This window comes from Spiroplasma endosymbiont of Megachile willughbiella (assembly GCF_964273395.1).
GTDB lineage: Bacteria > Bacillota_I > Bacilli_A > Mycoplasmatales > Mycoplasmataceae > Spiroplasma_A > Spiroplasma_A apis.
This window is the reverse complement of record NZ_OZ187005.1, coordinates 966246-987202: the sequence shown is the minus strand read 5'-3', so window position 1 is coordinate 987202 and position 20957 is coordinate 966246. Positions and strand designations below refer to the sequence as shown.

12 protein-coding genes are annotated in these 20957 nt (G+C 28.4%); 8 read left to right on the top strand and 4 right to left on the bottom strand.

All coding sequences use genetic code 4. From position 1 onward, the window contains the following. Positions 1-90 precede the first annotated feature (90 nt). Both ACI2WZ_RS04270 and ACI2WZ_RS04265 read left to right on the top strand, forming a co-directional pair. A complete protein-coding gene (locus tag ACI2WZ_RS04270; RefSeq protein WP_023790003.1) occupies positions 91-1740 on the top strand; it encodes a DAK2 domain-containing protein in 1650 nt (549 codons plus the stop codon). Positions 1741-1837: 97 nt separating this feature from the next. Next, entirely contained in the window at positions 1838-5722 is a 3885-nt protein-coding gene (locus ACI2WZ_RS04265) for an ABC transporter permease (protein WP_500244759.1), read from the top strand. 559 nt (positions 5723-6281) lie between these two features. Here the strand turns inward: ACI2WZ_RS04265 and ACI2WZ_RS04260 are convergent. The 3 genes from ACI2WZ_RS04260 to ACI2WZ_RS04250 form a co-directional block, all read right to left on the bottom strand. Then, a complete protein-coding gene (locus ACI2WZ_RS04260) occupies positions 6282-6914 on the bottom strand; it encodes a hypothetical protein (protein ID WP_500244758.1) in 633 nt (210 codons plus the stop codon). An 89-nt stretch (positions 6915-7003) separates the two neighbouring features. After that, positions 7004-7501, bottom strand: coding sequence for a dual specificity protein phosphatase family protein (locus ACI2WZ_RS04255; protein WP_500244757.1), 498 nt, complete (start codon positions 7499-7501; stop codon positions 7004-7006). Continuing rightward, a complete protein-coding gene (locus ACI2WZ_RS04250) occupies positions 7501-9078 on the bottom strand; it encodes a PTS transporter subunit EIIC (RefSeq protein ID WP_500244756.1) in 1578 nt (525 codons plus the stop codon). The genes ACI2WZ_RS04255 and ACI2WZ_RS04250 overlap by 1 nt, the downstream gene beginning before the upstream one ends. Before the next feature lie 184 nt (positions 9079-9262). Here ACI2WZ_RS04250 and ACI2WZ_RS04245 point away from each other — a divergent pair, with 184 nt between their 5' ends. Further along, complete coding sequence (locus ACI2WZ_RS04245) at positions 9263-11149, top strand: lipoprotein (protein WP_500244755.1); 1887 nt, start codon at positions 9263-9265, stop codon at positions 11147-11149. Between the two features lie 105 nt (positions 11150-11254). Here ACI2WZ_RS04245 and ACI2WZ_RS04240 read toward each other — a convergent pair whose 3' ends face one another. Next, positions 11255-12010 (bottom strand): MurR/RpiR family transcriptional regulator, encoded by a 756-nt coding sequence (locus ACI2WZ_RS04240; RefSeq protein WP_500244754.1) that lies wholly within the window; start codon positions 12008-12010, stop codon positions 11255-11257. Positions 12011-12178: 168 nt separating this feature from the next. Between ACI2WZ_RS04240 and ACI2WZ_RS04235 the strand changes: the two genes are divergently transcribed. The 5 genes from ACI2WZ_RS04235 (at position 12179) to ACI2WZ_RS04215 (ending at position 20930) form a co-directional block, all read left to right on the top strand. Further along, on the top strand, positions 12179-14029 hold the full coding sequence (locus ACI2WZ_RS04235; RefSeq protein WP_500244753.1) for a lipoprotein: 1851 nt from the start codon (positions 12179-12181) through the stop codon (positions 14027-14029). A 107-nt stretch (positions 14030-14136) separates the two neighbouring features. Continuing rightward, positions 14137-16011: a lipoprotein gene (locus ACI2WZ_RS04230; RefSeq protein WP_500244752.1), complete on the top strand. Its 1875-nt coding sequence runs from the start codon at positions 14137-14139 to the stop codon at positions 16009-16011. A 139-nt stretch (positions 16012-16150) separates the two neighbouring features. Further along, positions 16151-17155: a phosphate acyltransferase PlsX gene (gene plsX, locus ACI2WZ_RS04225; RefSeq protein ID WP_500244751.1), complete on the top strand. Its 1005-nt coding sequence runs from the start codon at positions 16151-16153 to the stop codon at positions 17153-17155. Further along, positions 17152-17844, top strand: coding sequence for a ribonuclease III (rnc, locus tag ACI2WZ_RS04220; RefSeq protein ID WP_500245184.1), 693 nt, complete (start codon positions 17152-17154; stop codon positions 17842-17844). Before plsX ends, rnc begins: the two co-directional genes overlap by 4 nt. A 134-nt stretch (positions 17845-17978) precedes the next feature. After that, positions 17979-20930: an SMC hinge domain-related protein gene (locus ACI2WZ_RS04215; protein ID WP_500244750.1), complete on the top strand. Its 2952-nt coding sequence runs from the start codon at positions 17979-17981 to the stop codon at positions 20928-20930. Positions 20931-20957: the final 27 nt, after the last annotated feature.

Here is a 20957-nt window from a genome sequence, read left to right as displayed (position 1 = left end):
TAGATAAATACCATATACTTGCAAAAGAAAATTTTGCAACTTTTTTAAAATTAATTTTATTTAAAACAAAATATAGAAGGTGACAATACTATGAAAGAAGTGCAATTATTAAAAGGCATGATCACGAGTGGTGTAAATAACATTTACAATAATTACCCTCACATCGATAAATTAAACGTTTTTCCTGTGCCAGATGGAGATACAGGAACAAACATGAATTTAACTTGTACTAACGGTTATTCAGAAATTAGTCAAGGTGACTTTGACAGTATCGGGTCATTAATGTCAAAGTTTTCAAGGGGTCTAATTATGGGAGCTCGTGGTAATTCAGGTGTTATTTTTTCACAAATTATCAAAGGATTCTCAAACGGGATGAAAGATAAAGAACAACTTAATCTTGAAACATGAAAAGTGGCATTTAAACAAGCTAAAGAAGTAGCTTATGCAGCTGTTATGAAACCAGTTGAGGGTACAATTTTAACTGTTATAAGAGAGACAAGTGATTTTGTTAATTCGATAGAAGACAATGAGATGGACATTAAAGAGTTTTGAGATAAAACTATAAAAAGAGCAAACACATCACTAGAAGGTACACCCGATTTATTACCACCATTGAAAGAAGTTGGTGTTGTTGATAGCGGTGGATACGGGCTAGTAAAATTTTTAGAAGGTATGCAACACTTCGCTAAAACTAACAAACCGATCGCTAAAACAAAAAAACTTGAAGAAAATACTGGTGGAAACATCGATATGGTTATCGAAGATGAGTTCGGTTATTGTACTGAGGCAATTGTTATATTAAATGATGAATTGATTGATAAATTGAACGTAAATACAGTTAGAAGTACATTCGAACAATACGGTAACACTTCTATAGTTGCTGTAATAGACAATGACATTTTAAAAGTACACACACATGCACTTATGCCAGGACAAATACTTACATATCTTCAACAGTTCGGGGAATTCAAGACCATTAAAGTGGAAAACATGAACTTGCAGGCTGAAAAACATGTAAATGATACTTCTAGTAAGGGAAGCGAAGCTAATAAAGCAGCACAAGGACAACGTATGCTTTCTAATCCATTCGCAACAATTGCGGTAGTTCGCTCAAAAGAAATGCAAAAATACTTTAAAGAAGAACTTAATATTGATTTTGTAATTGACGGTGGTCCTAAAATGAACCCTTCAACACAAGATTTTCTAAAAGCAATTCAAAAAGTAGACGCAAAAGTAGTTTATATTTTTCCAAATGATGCAAACGTACTATTAGCAGCAAAACAGGCAAAAGATTTGGAAAAAATGTCTAAGGTTGTTGTTTTAGAAACTAAAACTATTCCCCAAGGAATTACTGGGTATTTATCATTAGATCCTGATGAAACTCCTAAGAAAAACGAATCAAATATCAATAAGGCAATTAAGTCTGTTACTTCTGTATCAATAAACAAAGCTGCTAGAGATGCAGTGATCGATGGTGTTAAAATTTCTAAAGATCAATACATGATAATTGTTGATAAAAAAATTACATTTGCAGCTAATTCATTAAAAGATATCTTCACAAAGTCATTAGCAAAATACATAACCTCTAAAACTGAGATAATTACCATCTTCACTGGATTAGATGCTTCATTCAAAGACATAAGTGATCTAAGGAAATATTTAGATGAGAACTATGATGTTGAATACGAAGTAGTCGAAGGTGGACAAGAAGTTTACACATTTATTATGGGTATAGAATAATTTCAAAAACTTTTTTAACAGAAAAAGTTTTTTTTATACACAAAGTTAAGTTCCTAATCTACTATATAATATAATTAAATAAGCGAGAGGCAATTTTATGAAAAATATTTTTAAATCTTATATGAAACTATTTATAAGATCTTGAGTTGAAACTTTGGGTACAATTATTTTTCTAACAATATTTACCATGATTGTGATGGGGATGTTGGCAACACCGTTGCAGCTATCACTTCACGCCTTGTCTGTAAGAAATAATACAAATATTTGACAACAACAAATGCAAGGTTACAAAGATCTTGATGATAATTTTGTTTATAACAATATTTTTTCTTCCAAAAAGGGAGACTTTAAATTTAGGTTAAAGTATAATGATTTCGAAGACGTGAACTTGGAAGTTTTCAAAGATTCATGATTTACTTGTGAAGCTCAGAAGATCATAAATAACTACGTTAATGATATTGAAATCAAAGATAACGAAAATAAAGAACAAAAAGAAAGAGAAGCCGTAATAAGAATGGCGAATTTTTTAATTGATGCTTACAAAAGTAATGGGGATGAGATTGAAGTTGATATTACTTATGAAACTAAAAATAGTATTCAAAAAACTTATAAAACAGAAAAAATTAAAAGTAAAGATATTTTTACAACAGATGTTAAAAATGCATTGAAAAAATTCAATGCGGGTAGAGATGTAAACTCTTATTTAGTAAATAGTTTTTTGAAAGAAGTATCCAAATTAAATGAAGAAAAAGATTTAAAGTATGACGTAATCCAAAAAATTAACATTATAGATCAAGCCTCAAACTTCTCTAAAACTTATAATTACACTATCGAGTCAACATCGTCATTATATTCAAATACTGTTGATGAAAATAAACAATTGAACAACTTGGTTTTAAGATCTGGTAGACTACCAAATAAAATTGTATGAGATAGAACTTCTAATCCTACGATTGAAGTTGTTATAAACGACAATTTTGCTCGAAAGCAACAAAAAATGATCAATAATAATATCTTTCAAATAAATTTACCTACATCAAATGACGAAAAAAAATGAGTTCCTGTGAATTTTAAAATAGTAGGGTATGCCGAAAAATATTCTGCACTTGCACCTGTAAAACTAGGATACACATCTAGCGTTGATAATTATGCCCACATTTTTGTAGACAAATCATTTTTTATCGGTGACTCTTCAAATAGTGATAATAGCCAAACTTATTTTAATGATTTTATTTTAAAAGACTTTAAAGAAAACTCAAATTTCAAAATATCACAAGATAGAATGGTTTCAAACTATTCGAAGCCACTTAATGAATCCTTAGTAACTAATAGTAATGAAGAGAAAAATGCAAAGCTATTCGATGTTGGTACAACAGTGTTTGAAGATTTTTCATCTCATGACTCAATAAAACTCTTAACTAATTTGTATGTGATGACTTACATATTTCTTGCAATCGGTATAATTTTATTTTTACTTGCGTTCTTCTTTATTATCTTTGTACTAAAAAAAGAAATAAATAATACAAGAAGACAATTAGGGGTTTTCAAATCAATTGGTTATAAAACCAGAGAGTTAACTTGAGTATTCTCTGTTAAGACTTTTATTTCTATGACTATTGGAATCGGAATCGGATACTTTTTATCAATCCCATTTCAAATTGAAGCCTCAACTAAAAGTTTTGCTAACTGGGTTGTATTCAGTTTTGATAATGTTTATTCAAATCCAATTTTTCTAACTTGTTTGATTATTCTAGTCCCACTTTTATTTGCTGGTTTATCTTATTTGATTATTTACTCTTATCTATCAGAAAATGCTCTTGCATTATTAAGTACTGGTGTCAAAAAGAAAAAATGGGGTTATGTCATCTGAATTATTTATGTTATTTTCTTTCCTTCATTATTATTTATAGGAATCAACAAGATTTTATTACTAGTATTGAAGAAAAAAAATCAAGGATTTACTTATAGAATGCAAGAAGCATTTGTTTCTAGTGCTAAAGGGAAGTTTGTTTTAATATTAACTCTAATTGGATTTAGTGGTTTCTTATTTATGTTGCAACTACAATCAATCCCAATATTAAAAAATATGATAAATGGAAGCTTTGGTTACTTGAACAATAATGTTGACCACTATTACAAATATTCTAAATCAAGCACGTTATCATTCGATGGCAAGATTAAAGATACAAGAAAAGCAGAAAGCAGCGAATTAAAATATATAGATATAAAAGGTCACGATTCAGTTAAAAGTTATTTAAATAACGATAATCAAAATACAATTATTGACTATGATAATATATCAAAGCTGTTATATAAGCTATCTGATGTCAGAAAAGAAGTCATTAAAAATCCTAAAGATGTTTTTTCAAAAATTCCACTACCGCTATTGTTCAACTTTATTTCATTAACTTATCCTTTAAAAGAAGTAGATGATTTAAATATAGATAAGCTAAAAGTAATGTATTCTAAATTGATAACAGACCCAGATAATTTACCAGAGTTTTTGAGTAAACAAAACATTTTAAATATGAGTAACAATAAAACTGATAAACATTCAGCGATCAAAATAAACGACATCGGAAAGTATTTTTGTTTATCATTCAAAGACAAGGATTTCGAGGACTGTAATGACACAAAAACATTTAAAAAAACCATGAGAGACACATTACTCGAAGGAGTTGCCCCAAGAGGTATTAGCAATTTTGCAAGCGATACAAGTGGTCTATCTAATATAAATACAAATTTTAGAAGTCTTATTACAGAGTTTTTACTAGCTTCTGATGATGTAAATACATTATTGACATCTAATGCTGTATTATATGATAGTTCAAAAGAAGCTCTTGTTCTTGATATACCTTACTTCATCGAGGGAAACAGTGAAGTTGATAAATTAAAATCTAAAATATTTGCAATAGATACAACTAATAAACATGGTGATATTAACAATATTTTCAATCTAAGTTCAATAACCCAAGATACAATCAAATCATTGGGAACCGAAGTTAACGAAAGAATACCAGTAATCATATCTTTCCGTCTCGCAAAACTATTGGATGCAAAAGTTGGAGATATCATAAATAATCTTAAAATTGGTAAAAAAGGGAATATAATTGGAGATTTTGTGGTTGTTGGAATAAATAATGCCGACACATTTCAACAAACAATTTATGCAGATTATAATTTATTACTCAACAAATACAAAGATGATTCAATTGTTGAAAATGGTTCTTTAAAGGAATACTTTACATCATTTTATAGTACTAAAAAAAGTCTAAGTGGTAAACTTGACCTTGAAAATATTCAAAATCTTGTCACATCTTTCACTAACCATTTAGAATCAACCACTATATCAACTTCTACCAAAAACTCGTGATTGGGTACAATATTAGATATATATTTAAGAAAAGCAGTTGATAATAATAGTCCTGCACTTGGCAAAGACTTGGCAGACATCATAAAAAAAGTCCTAGAAAAAGTTAACTTTGTACGAGATGAAAATTTAAATTATGTCCTATCGGGTACATTTGGAAAAAGTTTAATGGTAATGCCAATTATAAAATCTGCAATAGACGCACTAACTGGTACAATAATTTGATCGATGGTAATGTACGTTATTATCGATATGATTTTATTAACAATCCTATTGATTGTTATAATGAATATTATAATTGTTGATGCAATAAACATTATAACTATAATGCGTTCATTAGGATATTCGAATGCAAAGGTTAATTGGATGGTAATGGGAAGATATATCACAGGTGGAACCATAGTATTTATCTGTGCATACATTGTCTCAATTCTTACTTGAAATTTATTACAAACTATAGTTTGAAATAAATTTGGTGTCTTGGTTCTAATCCCATCGCTGCCTTGGGTTCCTTTCCTTGCTTATGGAATACTTTCGCTAATAATGTTATTCGGATGGATTGCAGCTATGGCACAAATAAGAAAACAACCATTAACATACTTGGTAAGCTAGAACTTTTTGAGTATAATTAGTTAACAAAAGGAGGCGAACTTATTAATATGGCAGAAAATAAATCAATTACACCATCGGAAGTTTGTTGCCCAGGTGGAGCACATAATTGTTATACTTGTAGGGTTTGTAGCGGATCTTTTCATGGGTGTCAAAGTTGCTTAAAATGTATCAGTTGTCAAACTTGTCTATCAAAAAAATGTCCTTGTTGCTCAGATGGAAGCGCACGTCAAAAGGAAAATAAAGAAAAATATAAAAAATAAACAATAAAAAAGCACTTTCAAAACTAGAGTAGATGATACTTAGCTTTGGTAAAGTGCTTTTTTTGTATGAAATAAAGCTTTAACTTCTTAATAAATTTCAACGAATAAAGGTGTAGTTCTTTTAAAAACTAAATAAATAATCTTGTAAAGAGAAAAGTAAGCACATCAGAGCAGCAACAAAAAATATTATTGGTAAAATATTTCGTCTTTTGTTAGAGAAAGAGCTCTTTTTACTAGTTTTAAAAATTATAAAACTCAGGACAAAGAAAAATATACAAGCAGATAATCCAATACCTAGTTTAATATACAAAATCAAACACCTCAATAAATTTTGGTCCAAAGCTTATTTTGCTTGCGTCTATTTTTTTAAAAAAGTTTTGCAATTTTTTAATAGAGCTTTTAAACAACTCTGAGATATTCGAAATTTCTATATCGACTTCTTGTCCGTTTAAAATAGATCGTGCAACTATGTTAAGGGAACTTATATCATTCTTTGTCTCTCTAATTAAAGATTCAATTTTACTTGTGTTCAATGTGACATTATAATTGTCATTTAAATAATAATTTATGTTTTTGTAAATATCTTGTAGCCCTCATGTGATTACTTTAAGCTGATTTTTTTGTTTATCATATAAAATACTCTCAGTACCTCTTATCTCAAAAAAATAATCACTACTTGAAAACTTTTGTAAGAAACTCTTCCCACTTATTGTTGAATAGTTTTTAAATTTACTTATATATTTGTAAATTATTAATTTTGCTTCGGATTTATTTATACTATATTTTTTTAAAATGAAACTTATGTAATCATTTAATATTTTCTCACTAACTATTTTAGAATTTTCTATTGGAATATAAACTAAAAAATTTATATTGCATTTTAGTTTATGTCTTGCTTCTTCCCCCATGGCAATTAGTTTTAAACTTTTCAAATTATAGAGACAATAAGTGGGCTCCTTATGCAATAACTGACCATCTTTGTATATGTATAAAACTCTATAATCAAAGTCCAAGTAGTACATTAAATTTTCACGCTACTTTCATTTAAACTATTTTTTAATTCATGAAAAGGAAAGTTCTCTTTTAAATATAGATAAATACCAGAGTTTAATTTCATATAAGGGTAGAAATTATCAATAAAGTGATTCAAGGCTAAGTTAAAATCTTCAATATTGATTATATTTTCTATAATTAAATAAATGAAAATCAGTGAGGCACTTCTACTAACTCCTAATTGACAATGAACATACACACGCCTTTGTTTTATATTTTGTTTTATAAAGTTAATTGCAAATAGAAAATAATGTTTATTTAAAATAGTTAAATGATAACAATCTACAATGTTTGCTGCTAATTTATCTTTCGTTATTACTACATTGCTATTTTTAAATATGACGTTTTCTCGTTTGCAAAGATTTCTGTAAAATATATCACTCATTTTGACTTCACAATCTATTTTTAGTGTGTTAGAAAATTGATCGCCTAGATATAAGTTATCTAAAATTTTTTTGAAAGGCATTACTCAATCACCCCTAGAAACTCTCTTAAATCTGTTGCTAAGTTTACTACTTTTGGACCATAAATAATATGAATTTGATTATTACCAATGTCTTTGATTCCATAAGGTTTTGTTTCTTCTAACAGGTTTTTATTAATTTTATTTATATCTTTTACTGTTACTCGAAGCCTTGTAACACAGTTACCCATAATTATTATGTTTTCTTTGCCGCCTAAACCTTCTATAATTTTTGAAATATGTTTTTCTTTATTATCTTTTATTTCTACTTTGTTCAAATCTTTTGTTATTGCATCTACTCTTCCTGGAGTTTTTAAATTGAATTTCAATATACAGTAATAAAAGGTTATAAAGTATGTTCCGAATGCAATTGGTCCGATTATGAATAGCCCTCAAACATTTTGTATTTTTTTTCAGTTTATTCCATTTACAACAATTCAAGTTATTAAACCTGATCCTCTTGTTGATACTTGGGCAAAATTACAAAGATACATAGACATATAAACAAAACCAGTAAAAAAGATGTGAATAATATATAAATATGGTGCAGTAAATATGAACGTAAACTCAATCGGTTCTGTTGTTCCGGCTAGAAATGATGCTAAAGCAGCTGAGATAACTGCACCACCAACTACTTTACGACTTTGTTTAGGTATTGTAAAATACATAGCTAAGGCTGCACCAGTTAAACTAAACATATTTGTAGGAAACGTTCCGTTAACAATTCATGTATCTTTCGCATAAATCATTTCATTTAAACCAAGTTTTGCTATTGCTATATTGTAGATACCATTGATGATTTTTCCATCAGGAGCTATTCAAGATGCACCAACCTCTGTATAATACAAAAAGTAATTCATGACTTGATGCAATCCAAATGGTATCAATGCTCTATTTGCAATTCCATACAGAAATGGCGAACCAGCACCCATATATTTTCATCCTTCTCCAACAGCTACTAAACCTTTAGAGATATATATCCATACTATTCCGAGTGGCATTCCTATTATTCAAGCAGACAATGTACTTGCAACAGGGGAAAATCTCGGCCCTCCAAAAAAGGATAGAAATTCTGGGAACTTCAGTTTATAAGTTCATTTATGTACTTTGTATCCTATAATCCCAGCAATCATACCTCCAAAGGCACTATACTGAAACGACATAACTCCAAATCTAAATGCCAACCCAGCTTCTTTTGGATTTTGTAACATATTTGGTTGTAAAACTTGGAGCATCAAGTTTGCAGCAAAATGTAATGCAGCATAAGCCATTAAACCAGATAATGCAGCTGCTACTTTTTCACTTTTGGCTAGACCAGCTGCTAAACCGATAGCTACTAAAAAGTCTATGTTTGTTATTGCAATCATACCAATATTTTTTATAGCATCTACTGCTATTTTTACACTACCTTGATAGGTACCCACTTCAGTTGCAATTGCTTGACCCGCATAACCAATTGCTCCTATTAAAGCTAGTAACGGAATTACAGTGACAGGTACCAATATGGCTCTTCCGAAGTCCTCTAAACTTTTTCTTATATTAGATAAAAATCTCCTAATAGGGATATTCTTTATTTTCAAATTTGTTCACCTCCATTATTATTTTATTTAGTTGTCACTAACTTGAATTTCTAAAGAATTTAATTATTTCAATATTTTCTTTAAATATTTAAAATCAACAAATAAATATGCAACGTATTTAACCACTCACAAAACTTTTTCTTTTAACACTTTTGTGTTAACATAGGAAAAGGGAGGGTATAAAATGAAAAAATTATTAAATATATTAGGGAGTTTGTCTATGACTATACTGCCTGTAACTTCGATTGTTTCATGTAAAACTAAAAATGAAGCAAGTGAAAATAAACCAAGTACAGAAGAAAAAGAGGAAGCGCCAGACTTTTCTTCTTTAATTTCTCAGTTTAAAAAAGAGGTTTCTACTATAATATCTGAAGAATTATTCAAAACTAGAGAAAAACTTTTCGAGTTAGAGAAAGATGCTAAATTAAGAAATAAATTTTTAGTAAAAGAAAACATTGAAAAAAACTCAAAGCAAAAGAATTTAAGTGAAAACGACAAAAAGAATTTTGAATCTGACATAAAAACATTATTATCAATAGATAATATCAAAAGTGAACTAAACAAATTAAAAAATAAACCAGAATATAACGTTATCCTAGATGGTTTAGAGGACATTTTTGAAAATATGAATGTAAATTTTGAAAGTGCAGAATTCAAGTATAAAAATTTCTCAAATCAAGAAGGACAAAAATCTTTAAAACAAAATAATGCTAGCACAAAAGATGATGATTATACATCAAATGTTATTGTAAACTTTGATATTAACACTAAATATAAAGATCAAACCAGTCAACAAGCAGTTTATAAAACTACCAGTAAATTTGTTTACTCATTAACAAGTAATGAAGCTTTAAAAGAGTTTGGTACTACATCAGTTAAAGAAATACAAAACAAATACTTTGTAGATGAAAATGAAAGTACAGAAAAAGGAATTTGATTAGATGCAAAAAATCTAGGTTTAGATGAGAAAAATGGTTTATTGTTAGATAATAACAATAAAGTTGGAGAATACTTTAGAAATAAAGAATTTGGGGATAACTTCTTGAAATACTTTAAAAAAGAAGTTTTAGAGACTTCTAAAAATCCAATCATACAAAAATTGAATTTATCTTTGGACAACGAGAATGCCTTTTCTAAAATTGACTGAAACTTAAAATTAGAAAATAAAACATCCACTAAATATGAATGACAAGATGAAAATGGCAACGGGAAACCTATGTTTAATGAGATCTTTAGAAACAATCCAATAAAAGAAGAACTAGTTTTAGCAGGGGAAAAAGCTAGTGTAAACAAAGGTCTATACAACTATGTAAAGAATGAATCTGAGGAATGATTCAAAAAATATAACAGTGGAATAGATACTTTCAAATCTAAAAATCAAATAGATTTCAGCAAAAAAGATTTGTCTTCTACATCAAAGTTGGGGTACGTATACTTAAAAGGCTTACAATTTAAGATAGATGATGATTACACTCAAGAGTTACCAGAATTCAAATTGTTAACTGGCTATTCAGTAAATAAAAAAGAAAAAAATTGAGAAGCTAATAAATATAAATCTATTGAAGAATCAAAAACAGTTGCTTCTATTTATAATAATGCTAAACAAGGAATCGATGCCTATATTGAAACTTTTGGTATAGGAAAAACAGATAATACAAAGATCTTAGCTACATTTAGTGGTAAAACTCCAACTATGGGAAAAAACTTGTGAGAAACCATACAAAACACAAATGATTTTAATAAGCAAGCTCTTAACTCATCTTTATCTTTAAAAAATGATTCACAAGATCAATTTAATCAAAAAGCTTACAGAGATTACTTATTAAAAAAAGGGAATCAAGAAACTTTTAGTTGAAGATTTGTTAGAAACTCATTCAACATGATATTCAACATTAATAATACAGGTGTAGTATACGAGTATAGAACTTATCAAAATGGTAGGTATACAAAAGAAACAGGTGAAGAGAATCTTGAAATAAACTTTGCATTAGATTTTGTTAATATAACATTTAATGTTGATAAAATTTGATTAGAAAAAGAATTGACAACTTTCCTAGTAAAACAACCTTAATAGAAAAATAAGAAACTAAAAAAACTTATGTTGTTTTCGAAACAAACATAAGTTTTTTTAATGTCTATCTTTCGTTTAAACTTAAACCCACTTGAAGTGAAAAAACTATATTTTTAAATAAATTAAAAATAAGTCAATTATCATTCAAATAGGAGTTTTTTCGCCAATAGGGAAAACCTTTCCATCCTTGCTAAAATATGTTGAGCAACTTCCATATATATGTAAATCAAGAAATTCCTTGAAGTTACAACTAAGTGTTGAGGTGATTGAAACTATAACAAGGGGATTTTGTTGTTTTACCAGTTTTAAAAATCTTGAGATTTTATTATTATTACCAGAGATGCTAAAAACTATTACTATTTTTGATTCGACATCTAAAAGTTCAGAATCATATAGTGAAGAAAAAACCTTACAATTGATGTTATTTTCTAATAAATTGAAGTATAAAAAATCTACAATTTTTTTCGTTTTGCCTGTCGAGTAAAGTATTATTTGTCTGTAGTTTTCTGTTTTTATTATGTTTATTAATTTTAATAACTGATCTCTAGTTTTGAGTAAACTTGAAGTTTTTTTTATATCTTTAATAATTTGTTTCTCGTATGTATCAATAATATTTGAAGTTTTGATATGTTCTTGATAGCATTGATTATCAAGGACATATCTAAAATTTTTAAATCCACCTAAACCAATTTTTTTAAGCATACTAGATATTACTGATTTCTGTATTTGTAGTTTGTTTGCAATTGCTTTTAATGAAGAAGTGCTAATTGTTGATAAATTATTTAATAAATAGTCAGCTAGTTTTTTTTCTTGTGGAGAATAATTACTCATACCCTGCAAGATAATACCTCTTATATCCATGGTTATATCCTCAACTAAACTTCTTATAAAATAGACTACACATAATATAAAAAAATACTAGAAATAATATCTCATTTTTTTTATATTTTTGAAAACCTTTTTTATCATAAAACAACTTTTAAGTTATTTTATGATATTATAAATTTGCAAAAGGAGAAAGTACAAAGTATGAAAAAATTATTAAATATATTAGGAAGTTTGTCGTTAACAGCTTTACCTGTAACAACCATTATATCATGTGGTTCTAAAAACAAAAGTACTGAAGAAACACCCGAACCAGGTACACAAGAAGAAAAACCTGATTTTGCATCAGTTATTGCTGAATTCAAAAAAGAAGTAAGTACTATTGTTTCAAACGAATTGATTAAAGCTAACAAAAACTTGATTGAGGTAGAAAACAAAGGTCAAGCAGCTAATAACGAGTTCTTAAAGAAAGATGTAATACAAAAATATAAAGGTGATGAAGCAAAAAAAGTAACAGACGAAGACAAAAACAAACTAAAAAACGATATAAACAAAAAATTAGCAATAGATAATATCAAGAATGAATTAAATAAATTAAAAGAAAAAAGTGAGTATGATATCATTCTAAAAGGTGTAGAAAATGTTTTTAAAGATTTTACATTAGATTTTGATAATTTGAAAATAGACTATAAAAGCTTTAAAGACCAAGAAACTATGCAAAGGGATGGTTCTGAAGTTCAACCAAAAGAATCATTTACTTCAAATATAAAAATTCCCTTTAAAATAAAAGCACTTTTTAAAGATCAAGAGTCTAAAGATGATGAAAGCACACTTATAGAAAGTAACTTTATTTATTCTTTAACAGATTCTAGTAATATAGAAAAGTTGGGGAATTCTATTGTACAAACTTTACAAAACCAATTTTTTAAAGACAAAAAGGATGATAATAGCAGTGCTTGATTAGATGCTAATTCATTAAAAATCTCTGAAGATGATAAGTTATTACATGATAATAACAAGGTATCTGACTATTTTAGCAACGTGAATTTTAAAAATGGACTTGTAAGTTATATACAAAGAGACTTAGAAGAAACAAAAAATAATGAGTTTGCAAAAACTTTGACATTTGCTGAAGGGGTTGAAGTTTTATCAAAGATTGAATGATCACATTCAATCGAAAATAAACAACCAACTTTATACGGTTGAAAAGATGAAACAAATAACGGTAAAAAAATGATGGATTTATTATTTAAAGGACTTAGCGATAAAAAGACAAAATCATTAGGTTCATCAGAACAAGAAGTAGAAGAATCATTATACAATTATATTCAAGAAAACTCTAATAGTTTATTCGAAAATTACAAAAGTAACACAGAAAGCTGAGTTGCAAACTTAAAAGATGATGCCATTAAAGGAATTGATTTATCTTCAACATCAAAAATTGGATACGCTTACTTAAAAGGGTTACAATTCAAAATTGGAGATGATTATACTCAAGAATTACCTGAGTTTAAAATTCTAACAAGCTACTCAGTTGATAAAAATGAAAAAAATTGAGAAAATGATACATTTAGTGCGATAGAAAAATCAAAAACTTTAGCAGCAATATATCACAATTCATTAAAAGGAATAAACAGTTTTAAAAACAATTTTGGTATTACTAATACAACTGATAGCAATGCAATTACAGCGTTTAGTGGTGTTAAACCTAATAGAGCTAAAAACCTATGGGATACATTAAAAAACACCGGTAACCAATATAAACAAGCCTTAAACTCATCGCTTTCTTTAAAAGATGATGATCAAAAAGAATTTAGAGAGATTTTACTTAAAGAGGGAAATCAAGAAACTTTCGAGTGAAAATTCGATCGTTCAACTTTTAATCTAGTATTTGGTATTGATGAAAGAGGATTATTTAATAAAATTGTTTACTATGCTGGTGAAAAATATCTAGACATCAATTTCGCATTAGATTTTGTTAACATCAACTTCAGGGTAGATGGCATTTGAACCACAAAACATAAAAATCAAATATTATTCGAAAAAAAAGCGTAAAACAAAGAAACAGGTAGCAAAACCTGTTTTTTTTTTTTTTTTTGAAATAACACTTTTAAGTTATTTATGATACTATAAAAACAAATATATAAGGAGGAAAAACAAGAATGAAAAAATTACTGAATTTATTAGGGTCTGTCGGTTTGTTGGTTACACCAACTACAACTATTGTTTCTTGTAATTCAAAAAACAAAACAGAAAGTGTACCTAAAGAGGAAACAGATAATACAAAATTCTTTTCAGAAGCTATTAAAGATTTTAAGAATGAGGTTAGCGAAATCGTAACTTCGAATGTTCTAGAGGCTAATAAAAGTTTGATGGAAATCGAAAATAAGTCACAGCAAAATAGTTTTCTAAATAAAGAAAACATTAGAGAATATAGCGGCGGGAAAGAAAAAGATTTAAACAAAACAGATAAAGAAAATCTTCATAAAGATGTTTTTACTAAAATGTATGTTTCAAAAATAAAAGAAGAGATAAATAATTTAAAAAATCTCAACAAATATACTTTAATTTTAGGAAATATAAATGAAGTTTTTGAAGATTTGGAAATTAAGTGACCTTCTCTAAGTATTACTTATAATGAAAATTTTGAGGACTCGGCAAATCTAAAGCAAGTGGGTAACGAGGATAAACCCTTTGCATCAAATGTATATTTAGAATTTGAAATCAAGACAACATATATTGATCAAGCTAATAATAAAGCTGACTTCAGTGTCAAAAAAGATTTTATATATTCTTTAACCAACTCAAAAGTAATCGAATTATTAGGTAAAACTGTTTTAAATGATATGGAATATGGTTATTTAATGAATGGTAAAGAACAAAGTAAAGCATGATTAGATTCTTCATCTTTAAAAATGGAAGATAAGGATAAAAACTTACTAGATAATAATTCAGTAGTTGAGAACTACTTTAACAATAATTCGTTCAATAAGGACTTGACAGACTCTGTTAAAAAAGTTCTTGAAGATAATAATCATGATTCTCCTTGAGTAAAGAATGCAAAGCTTTCTTTCTCTGAAAATAAAGGTTTTTCTAAGATTGAATGAAAGTCTAAGCTTAATTCAAATAGGATGCAAAAACCAAAACTTTACTATATTTCAAATACTTTATATGGTGATGCTGAAAGACTATTTAATTATGTTTTTAATAGAAAAGAAGAAATTGAAAAAGAAAATAAAGTTTTGGGAGGGGTTTCTCAAGAAGTTGATGTTCAAATCTACAATCACTTAAATAGTGTTTGGACAGAAATGGTAGAAAACTATAGAAACGAAATTGATTTATTCAAGGAGAAGGCTAAGGAAAAACTTGATTCAAATAATTACGAGAAATTTAAAGCTTTTGATTTGTCTTCAACCTCTAATTTCGGTTTTGTTTATTTGAAGAGTCTTGAATTAAAAATTGGAAGCTATAGTCAAAAACTACCTGAGTTTAGATTGTTGACTGCCTATTCTGTTGACAAACAGAAAAAAAACTGAAATGGTAGCGAAATCAATGATTTCAAAGAAAGTAAAGCATTTGAATCTGCATACCATAGTACAATCAAAGGTGTGAATAGTTTTAGACAAACTTTCGGAATTGTGGATAAATCTTCTGCTGGTGGATTTACATCAATTACAGGTCAAACACCTGGTATAGCAAAAAATCTGTGATCAACTTTCAATAGTAGCGAAGCATGACTTAAATACGGTGTTAATGATTCACTTTCTTTAAATAACGGTATTCAAAAAGAACACAGAGAATATTTACTAAAAACAGGGAATCAAGAAATATTTGGATGAACCCTTTTTGGAGAGAGGTCAAATACTAAAGTTAAAGTTACTTCAAAAGGATATATTAATAGTGGAACTGTTTTAGAAGCACAGGGTAATCCTACCGAAGATGTTAATTTTAGACTTGATTTTATAAATATTAATTTCAGAATACCAGGTTATTGAAATATACCTGCTAAAGGCAAAACAATCATCGGACGTGTTTAAATATTTTTTCTTAAAAAATGTCTCAATTTATTAGAGACATTTTTTTATTTTAAAATTACATATAATGATTTTTCTATAGTAAATCATAGCAGAGAGTACTTTATTTGGTATATAATAGTTAATAGATTGGAGAAAGCTAATGGAATTTAAAACAATTGCATTCGATGTAATGGGTTCAGATAATGGTTTAATTCCAGCAGTTGATGCTGCTATTAAACTATTAGGTGAGCAAAAAGGGTTAAAAATAATTTTCGTTGGAGACGAAAAAGAGATTAAAAGTTGCCTACACAAGAAAAAGTATAACCACGACCAAGTTGAAATCTTTAACACTACTGAAGTAATCGATATGAAGGGTGATATAATGGACATTCGAAGAAAAAAAGACTCTTCAATGGTAAAAGCCCTAGAACTAGTTAGAGATAATAAGGCCGATGCTGTAACCACTGGTGGAGCAACAGCACCCTTTATAGCTGGTTGTCATTTTATATTGGGTAAAATTAAAGGTATAGAAAGACCTGGTTTTATGCCTGTTATTCCTACCATCATTAAAGATAAAGTAACCTTATTACTTGATGTCGGTGCAAATTTAGAATGCGACCCAGAGGATATCGAGAAGTTCGCTATTATGGCAACTGCATATTCAAAGTCAGTAAGAGGTGTCGATTCACCGAAGGTTGCATTATTAAATATTGGTGAAGAAGAATCAAAAGGCTTTGACATGCACAAAAAGGCTTATAAACTTTTAAAAGGAAATAAAGATTTAAACTTTATAGGAAATATTGAACCTAGGTATTTAACATCAGGTATCGCAGATATCATAGTTTCGGATGGATATTCTGGTAATGTTGCTCTTAAATCAATCGAAGGGATTGGTAAAATGTTGCTTACCGAAATCAAAAGTGCTATAACTAAAACACTTTGAAGAAAAATGGCAGCGTTAAGACTTAAAAAAGCGTTTAAGGAAGTATCTGTTAAGTTCGATTATAAGAATCACGCGGGAGCAATACTTTTGGGAGCTAAAAAAATCGCATTCAAATCTCATGGATCAAGTGATAAAAAATCTTTTTATGCTACATTAAGAATGACTTATGAAGCAATTGAAAACGATGTTTTAAATAAAATGACTAAAGCTTTAAAATTATAATTATGCAAAATTTCTTTAAGCAATTTGATATAACAATAAATAATAAAAGTTTTTATAACGAGGCACTAACTCATAACTCTTACTCAAATGAAAATAGACTTACAAAGAATTATCAACGTCTTGAATTCTTGGGAGATGCTATTTTACAAATGAATGTAAGTGAATACCTGTTCAAAAAGTTTCCAAATTATAATGAGGGAATTTTAACCAAGTATCGTAGTTCTATGGTTAGAAGGGAGAGTTTGGCTCAAATTTCTAAAAATATTGGTCTAGGAAAGTTTATTAGGTTAGGTGTTGGAGAGTTGGAATCTAAGGGTTATGAGAAGGAGTCAATTTTATCTGATATTTATGAATCATTAACAGCAGCTATTTATTTAGATGGAGGTATTGTTGCCTTAAATAAGTGATTAGAGGCCACTATATTTAGTAAAGAAAATACTAATGATTTTTTAGAGCATGTAACAGATTACAAATCTGAATTACAAGAAATCATTCAGCTTGAAATGAGAAGTCAATTATCTTATTCCACTGTAAAACAATCTAAGGTCGAAGAAAATAAGACTCTATTTATAGTGAAGGTCATGATTGATGGGATGATTTATGGAACCGGTGAAGGATTCAATAAAAAGCAAGCAGAGCAACAAGCGGCAAAATCAGCTTTATCAAAAATTAAAAAAAAAGCTAAATAGTAAATTATGTCCCTTATTTGGGACTTTTTTAGTGTGGAAAACTTTTAAAAAAGTTTTTGGTTTTAGTGAAAAGTCTATATAATAACAATTGTGTTATATAGGATGGCTATATACAAAAACAAGAGGTAAAATAAATGATATTTTTAAAACGAATTGAAGCGTTTGGTTTTAAGTCTTTTGCTGAACCAACCACTTTAAATTATGGTTATGCAATGACTGGAATTGTAGGACCAAATGGTTCAGGAAAATCAAATATTACAGATGCTATTATGTGAGCGCTTGGTGAACAATCTTCCAAATCATTAAGAGGTGACTCTATGGAAGATATCGTTTTCTCAGGAAGTTCTGAACACAAAGCTTTAAATATGGCAGAAGTAACCCTTGTTTTTGACAACAGCACTAGAGCGTTTAGCTCATTGGAATATAATGAAGTATCCATAACAAGAAAATATTTTAAATTAAATAAAGAGTCTGAATACTATATAAATGGAACAAGAGTTAGACTTAAAGATATTCAAGACGTAGCTCTTGAAACTGGCTTAACAAAATCTAGCTTAGCGATCATATCACAAGGTTCAATATCTTCTTTTGTTGAGTCAAGCCCAGAACAAAGAAGAAGATTATTTGATGAAGCTGCTGGTGTTGCTAGGTACAAAAAGAGAAAAGAAGAAGCCCTAAGAAAATTAATAAGATCTCAAGAAAACTTGGACAGATTGAACGATATCATAAACGAAATTGAAAGAAAATTACCAAGCCTAAAAAGACAGTCTTCAAAAGCATTAGAGTATCAAAAAAAATGAGAAGAACTTAAAAATATAGAAGTTTCTATTCTTGTTAAAGACATTCAATTGTACAAAAAAAGAATATTAGAGATTGACGAAGAAAAACTAAATCTTAAGTCAAAAATCTCTTCACTAGACAAAAACATTGTAATCAAAGCAGAAGAGTTTAACAATTTAAACAAAAAAAGTTTTATGAATGAAAAGGAACTAGCTTCCTTGAATAAAGAGTTTACTGAAATTGTTGACAATATTGGTAAATTAAAAATATCTAAAATCAATTTAGAATCAAAAAAATCTAAGCTTGATATCGATGAAAAAGAATTTAGAATTAGTGAATTGAAAAACAAATCTAAAGAATATGAAGTAAAACTAAACTCTGAAGAACAAAAGCTAGCAAGGTTATTGAATGAAAAACAAGATAAGAAAAAACTTGTTGACTCTTTAAGTAAAGAAAGATTTGATTTTAATAATAAACTTGACTTACTGAGAAAAGAAATAACTAAAAGTGAAATATTATTAGAGAATATCAATAATAAAAAGAATTCACTTGAAGGTTATTTTGAAGGAGTTAAAAATGTTTTAGAGAATAAAAAAACTTTAAACGGAATAATAGGAACAGTTCAGGAAATCATAAGTATTGACCAAGAACATGAGTTAGCTATGAGTAGTATATTGCAGAACTCAGTTCAAAATATTGTTGCAACCACAGCAAACGATGTAAAACAAGCTATAAATTTTTTAAAATCGAACAAGGCGGGATATGCAACATTTTTACCACTTGATACGCTAAAACCAAACTTAATATCTGGTGAAAAAAAATTTGCAATTCAAAACGCAAACGGGTTCTTAGGATTCGCAAATGAACTTATAAAAACAAACAAAAAATATCAAGTAGTTCTAGATTATTTAGTTGGTTCATTTATAGTAGTGGATACTTATGATAATGCTGTTGAATTAGCTAAGTTGATAAATTACAAATTCAACATTGTAACGTTAGATGGAGAGAGAATATTGCCACACGGTGCTATTGTTGGTGGAAGTAGAAAAATTAAAAGCACTTTAACTTTCGACGCATCTAAATTAACAGAATTAGAAAAGCGCAAACTTAGTCTTGATCATGAAGAGAGTTCGATCGTCAAAAAAATAGCATTAATAAATGAAAAAATAGAGTTACTAAGAGAAGAGTTAACAGAAACACAAAGTTCCATAGGTGCAGCGAAAAAAGCATCGGAACATTATGAAAAAGAAATTTCTGATGTTAAGGAAGAATATCGAATCCTAACTGGAAAAGAATTAAATAGTAACGTTGATTTAGTTCAATCAATTGATGAACAAATTATTGAAGTGGTAGAAAAGATTTCGCAGCTAGAATCAAAAAAAGAAGAAATAAATCAAAAAATAAATGTTATTCGCTCAGTTAAGGATAAATCTGTTGAAAAACAAAACGATTTAAATTTAACTATTGATGAAGAGCGCAAAATGTTGCAAAGGTTGAAAGATAATTACTCTAGCTTATCTACCGACAGATTGCTTCTATTTGAAAAACAATCTAATCTTACAGAAAGATTAGGACAAAACTATAATTTAACTTTTGAATCTGCGATAGAACTTGAAAAAGTTGCTATACTAGATGAAGATGAAACTAGAAAGAAAATAAATCTTTTAAGAAGCGAAATAAAATCCCTGGGAAATATTAATGTTGACGCAATTCAAGAATATGAAGAAGAGAACAAAAGGTATCAAAATTATGTTGAGCAAACTAATGATGTTCAAGAATCGATCGGAAGTTTAAAAACCGCTATCAACGATATGGACATTCAAATGACAACACAATTCAAAACCATAATTAAACAAGTTAATGTTGCGTTACCAAAAACATTTGCGACTTTATTTGGTGGGGGTACAGCATCTATTGTATACACAACCCCAAATGATATTTTAAATTCAGGTATTGATATTAAAATATCTCCACCTGGTAAAAAAATAAGTAACTTAAACTTATTATCTGGTGGAGAGAAATCAATGGTGGCTTTGTCTGTACTATTCTCTATCCTTAAAGTCAAACCTATTCCATTGGTTATATTGGATGAGGTCGAGGCTCCTTTGGACATAGCAAATGTTGAACGCTTCGCAAAGTACATTAAAACTTTTACAGAAAATACACAGTTTATGATTGTAACTCATAGAATTGGAACTATGGAAAATTGTGATATATTATTTGGAGCAACAATGCAACAAAAGGGTATTACAAAGCTTGTTCAAATTAAATTACTAGAAGCAAGAAAATTGAGTAATTCAAATTAATTTATTTTGGATTAATAAGGAGAAGAA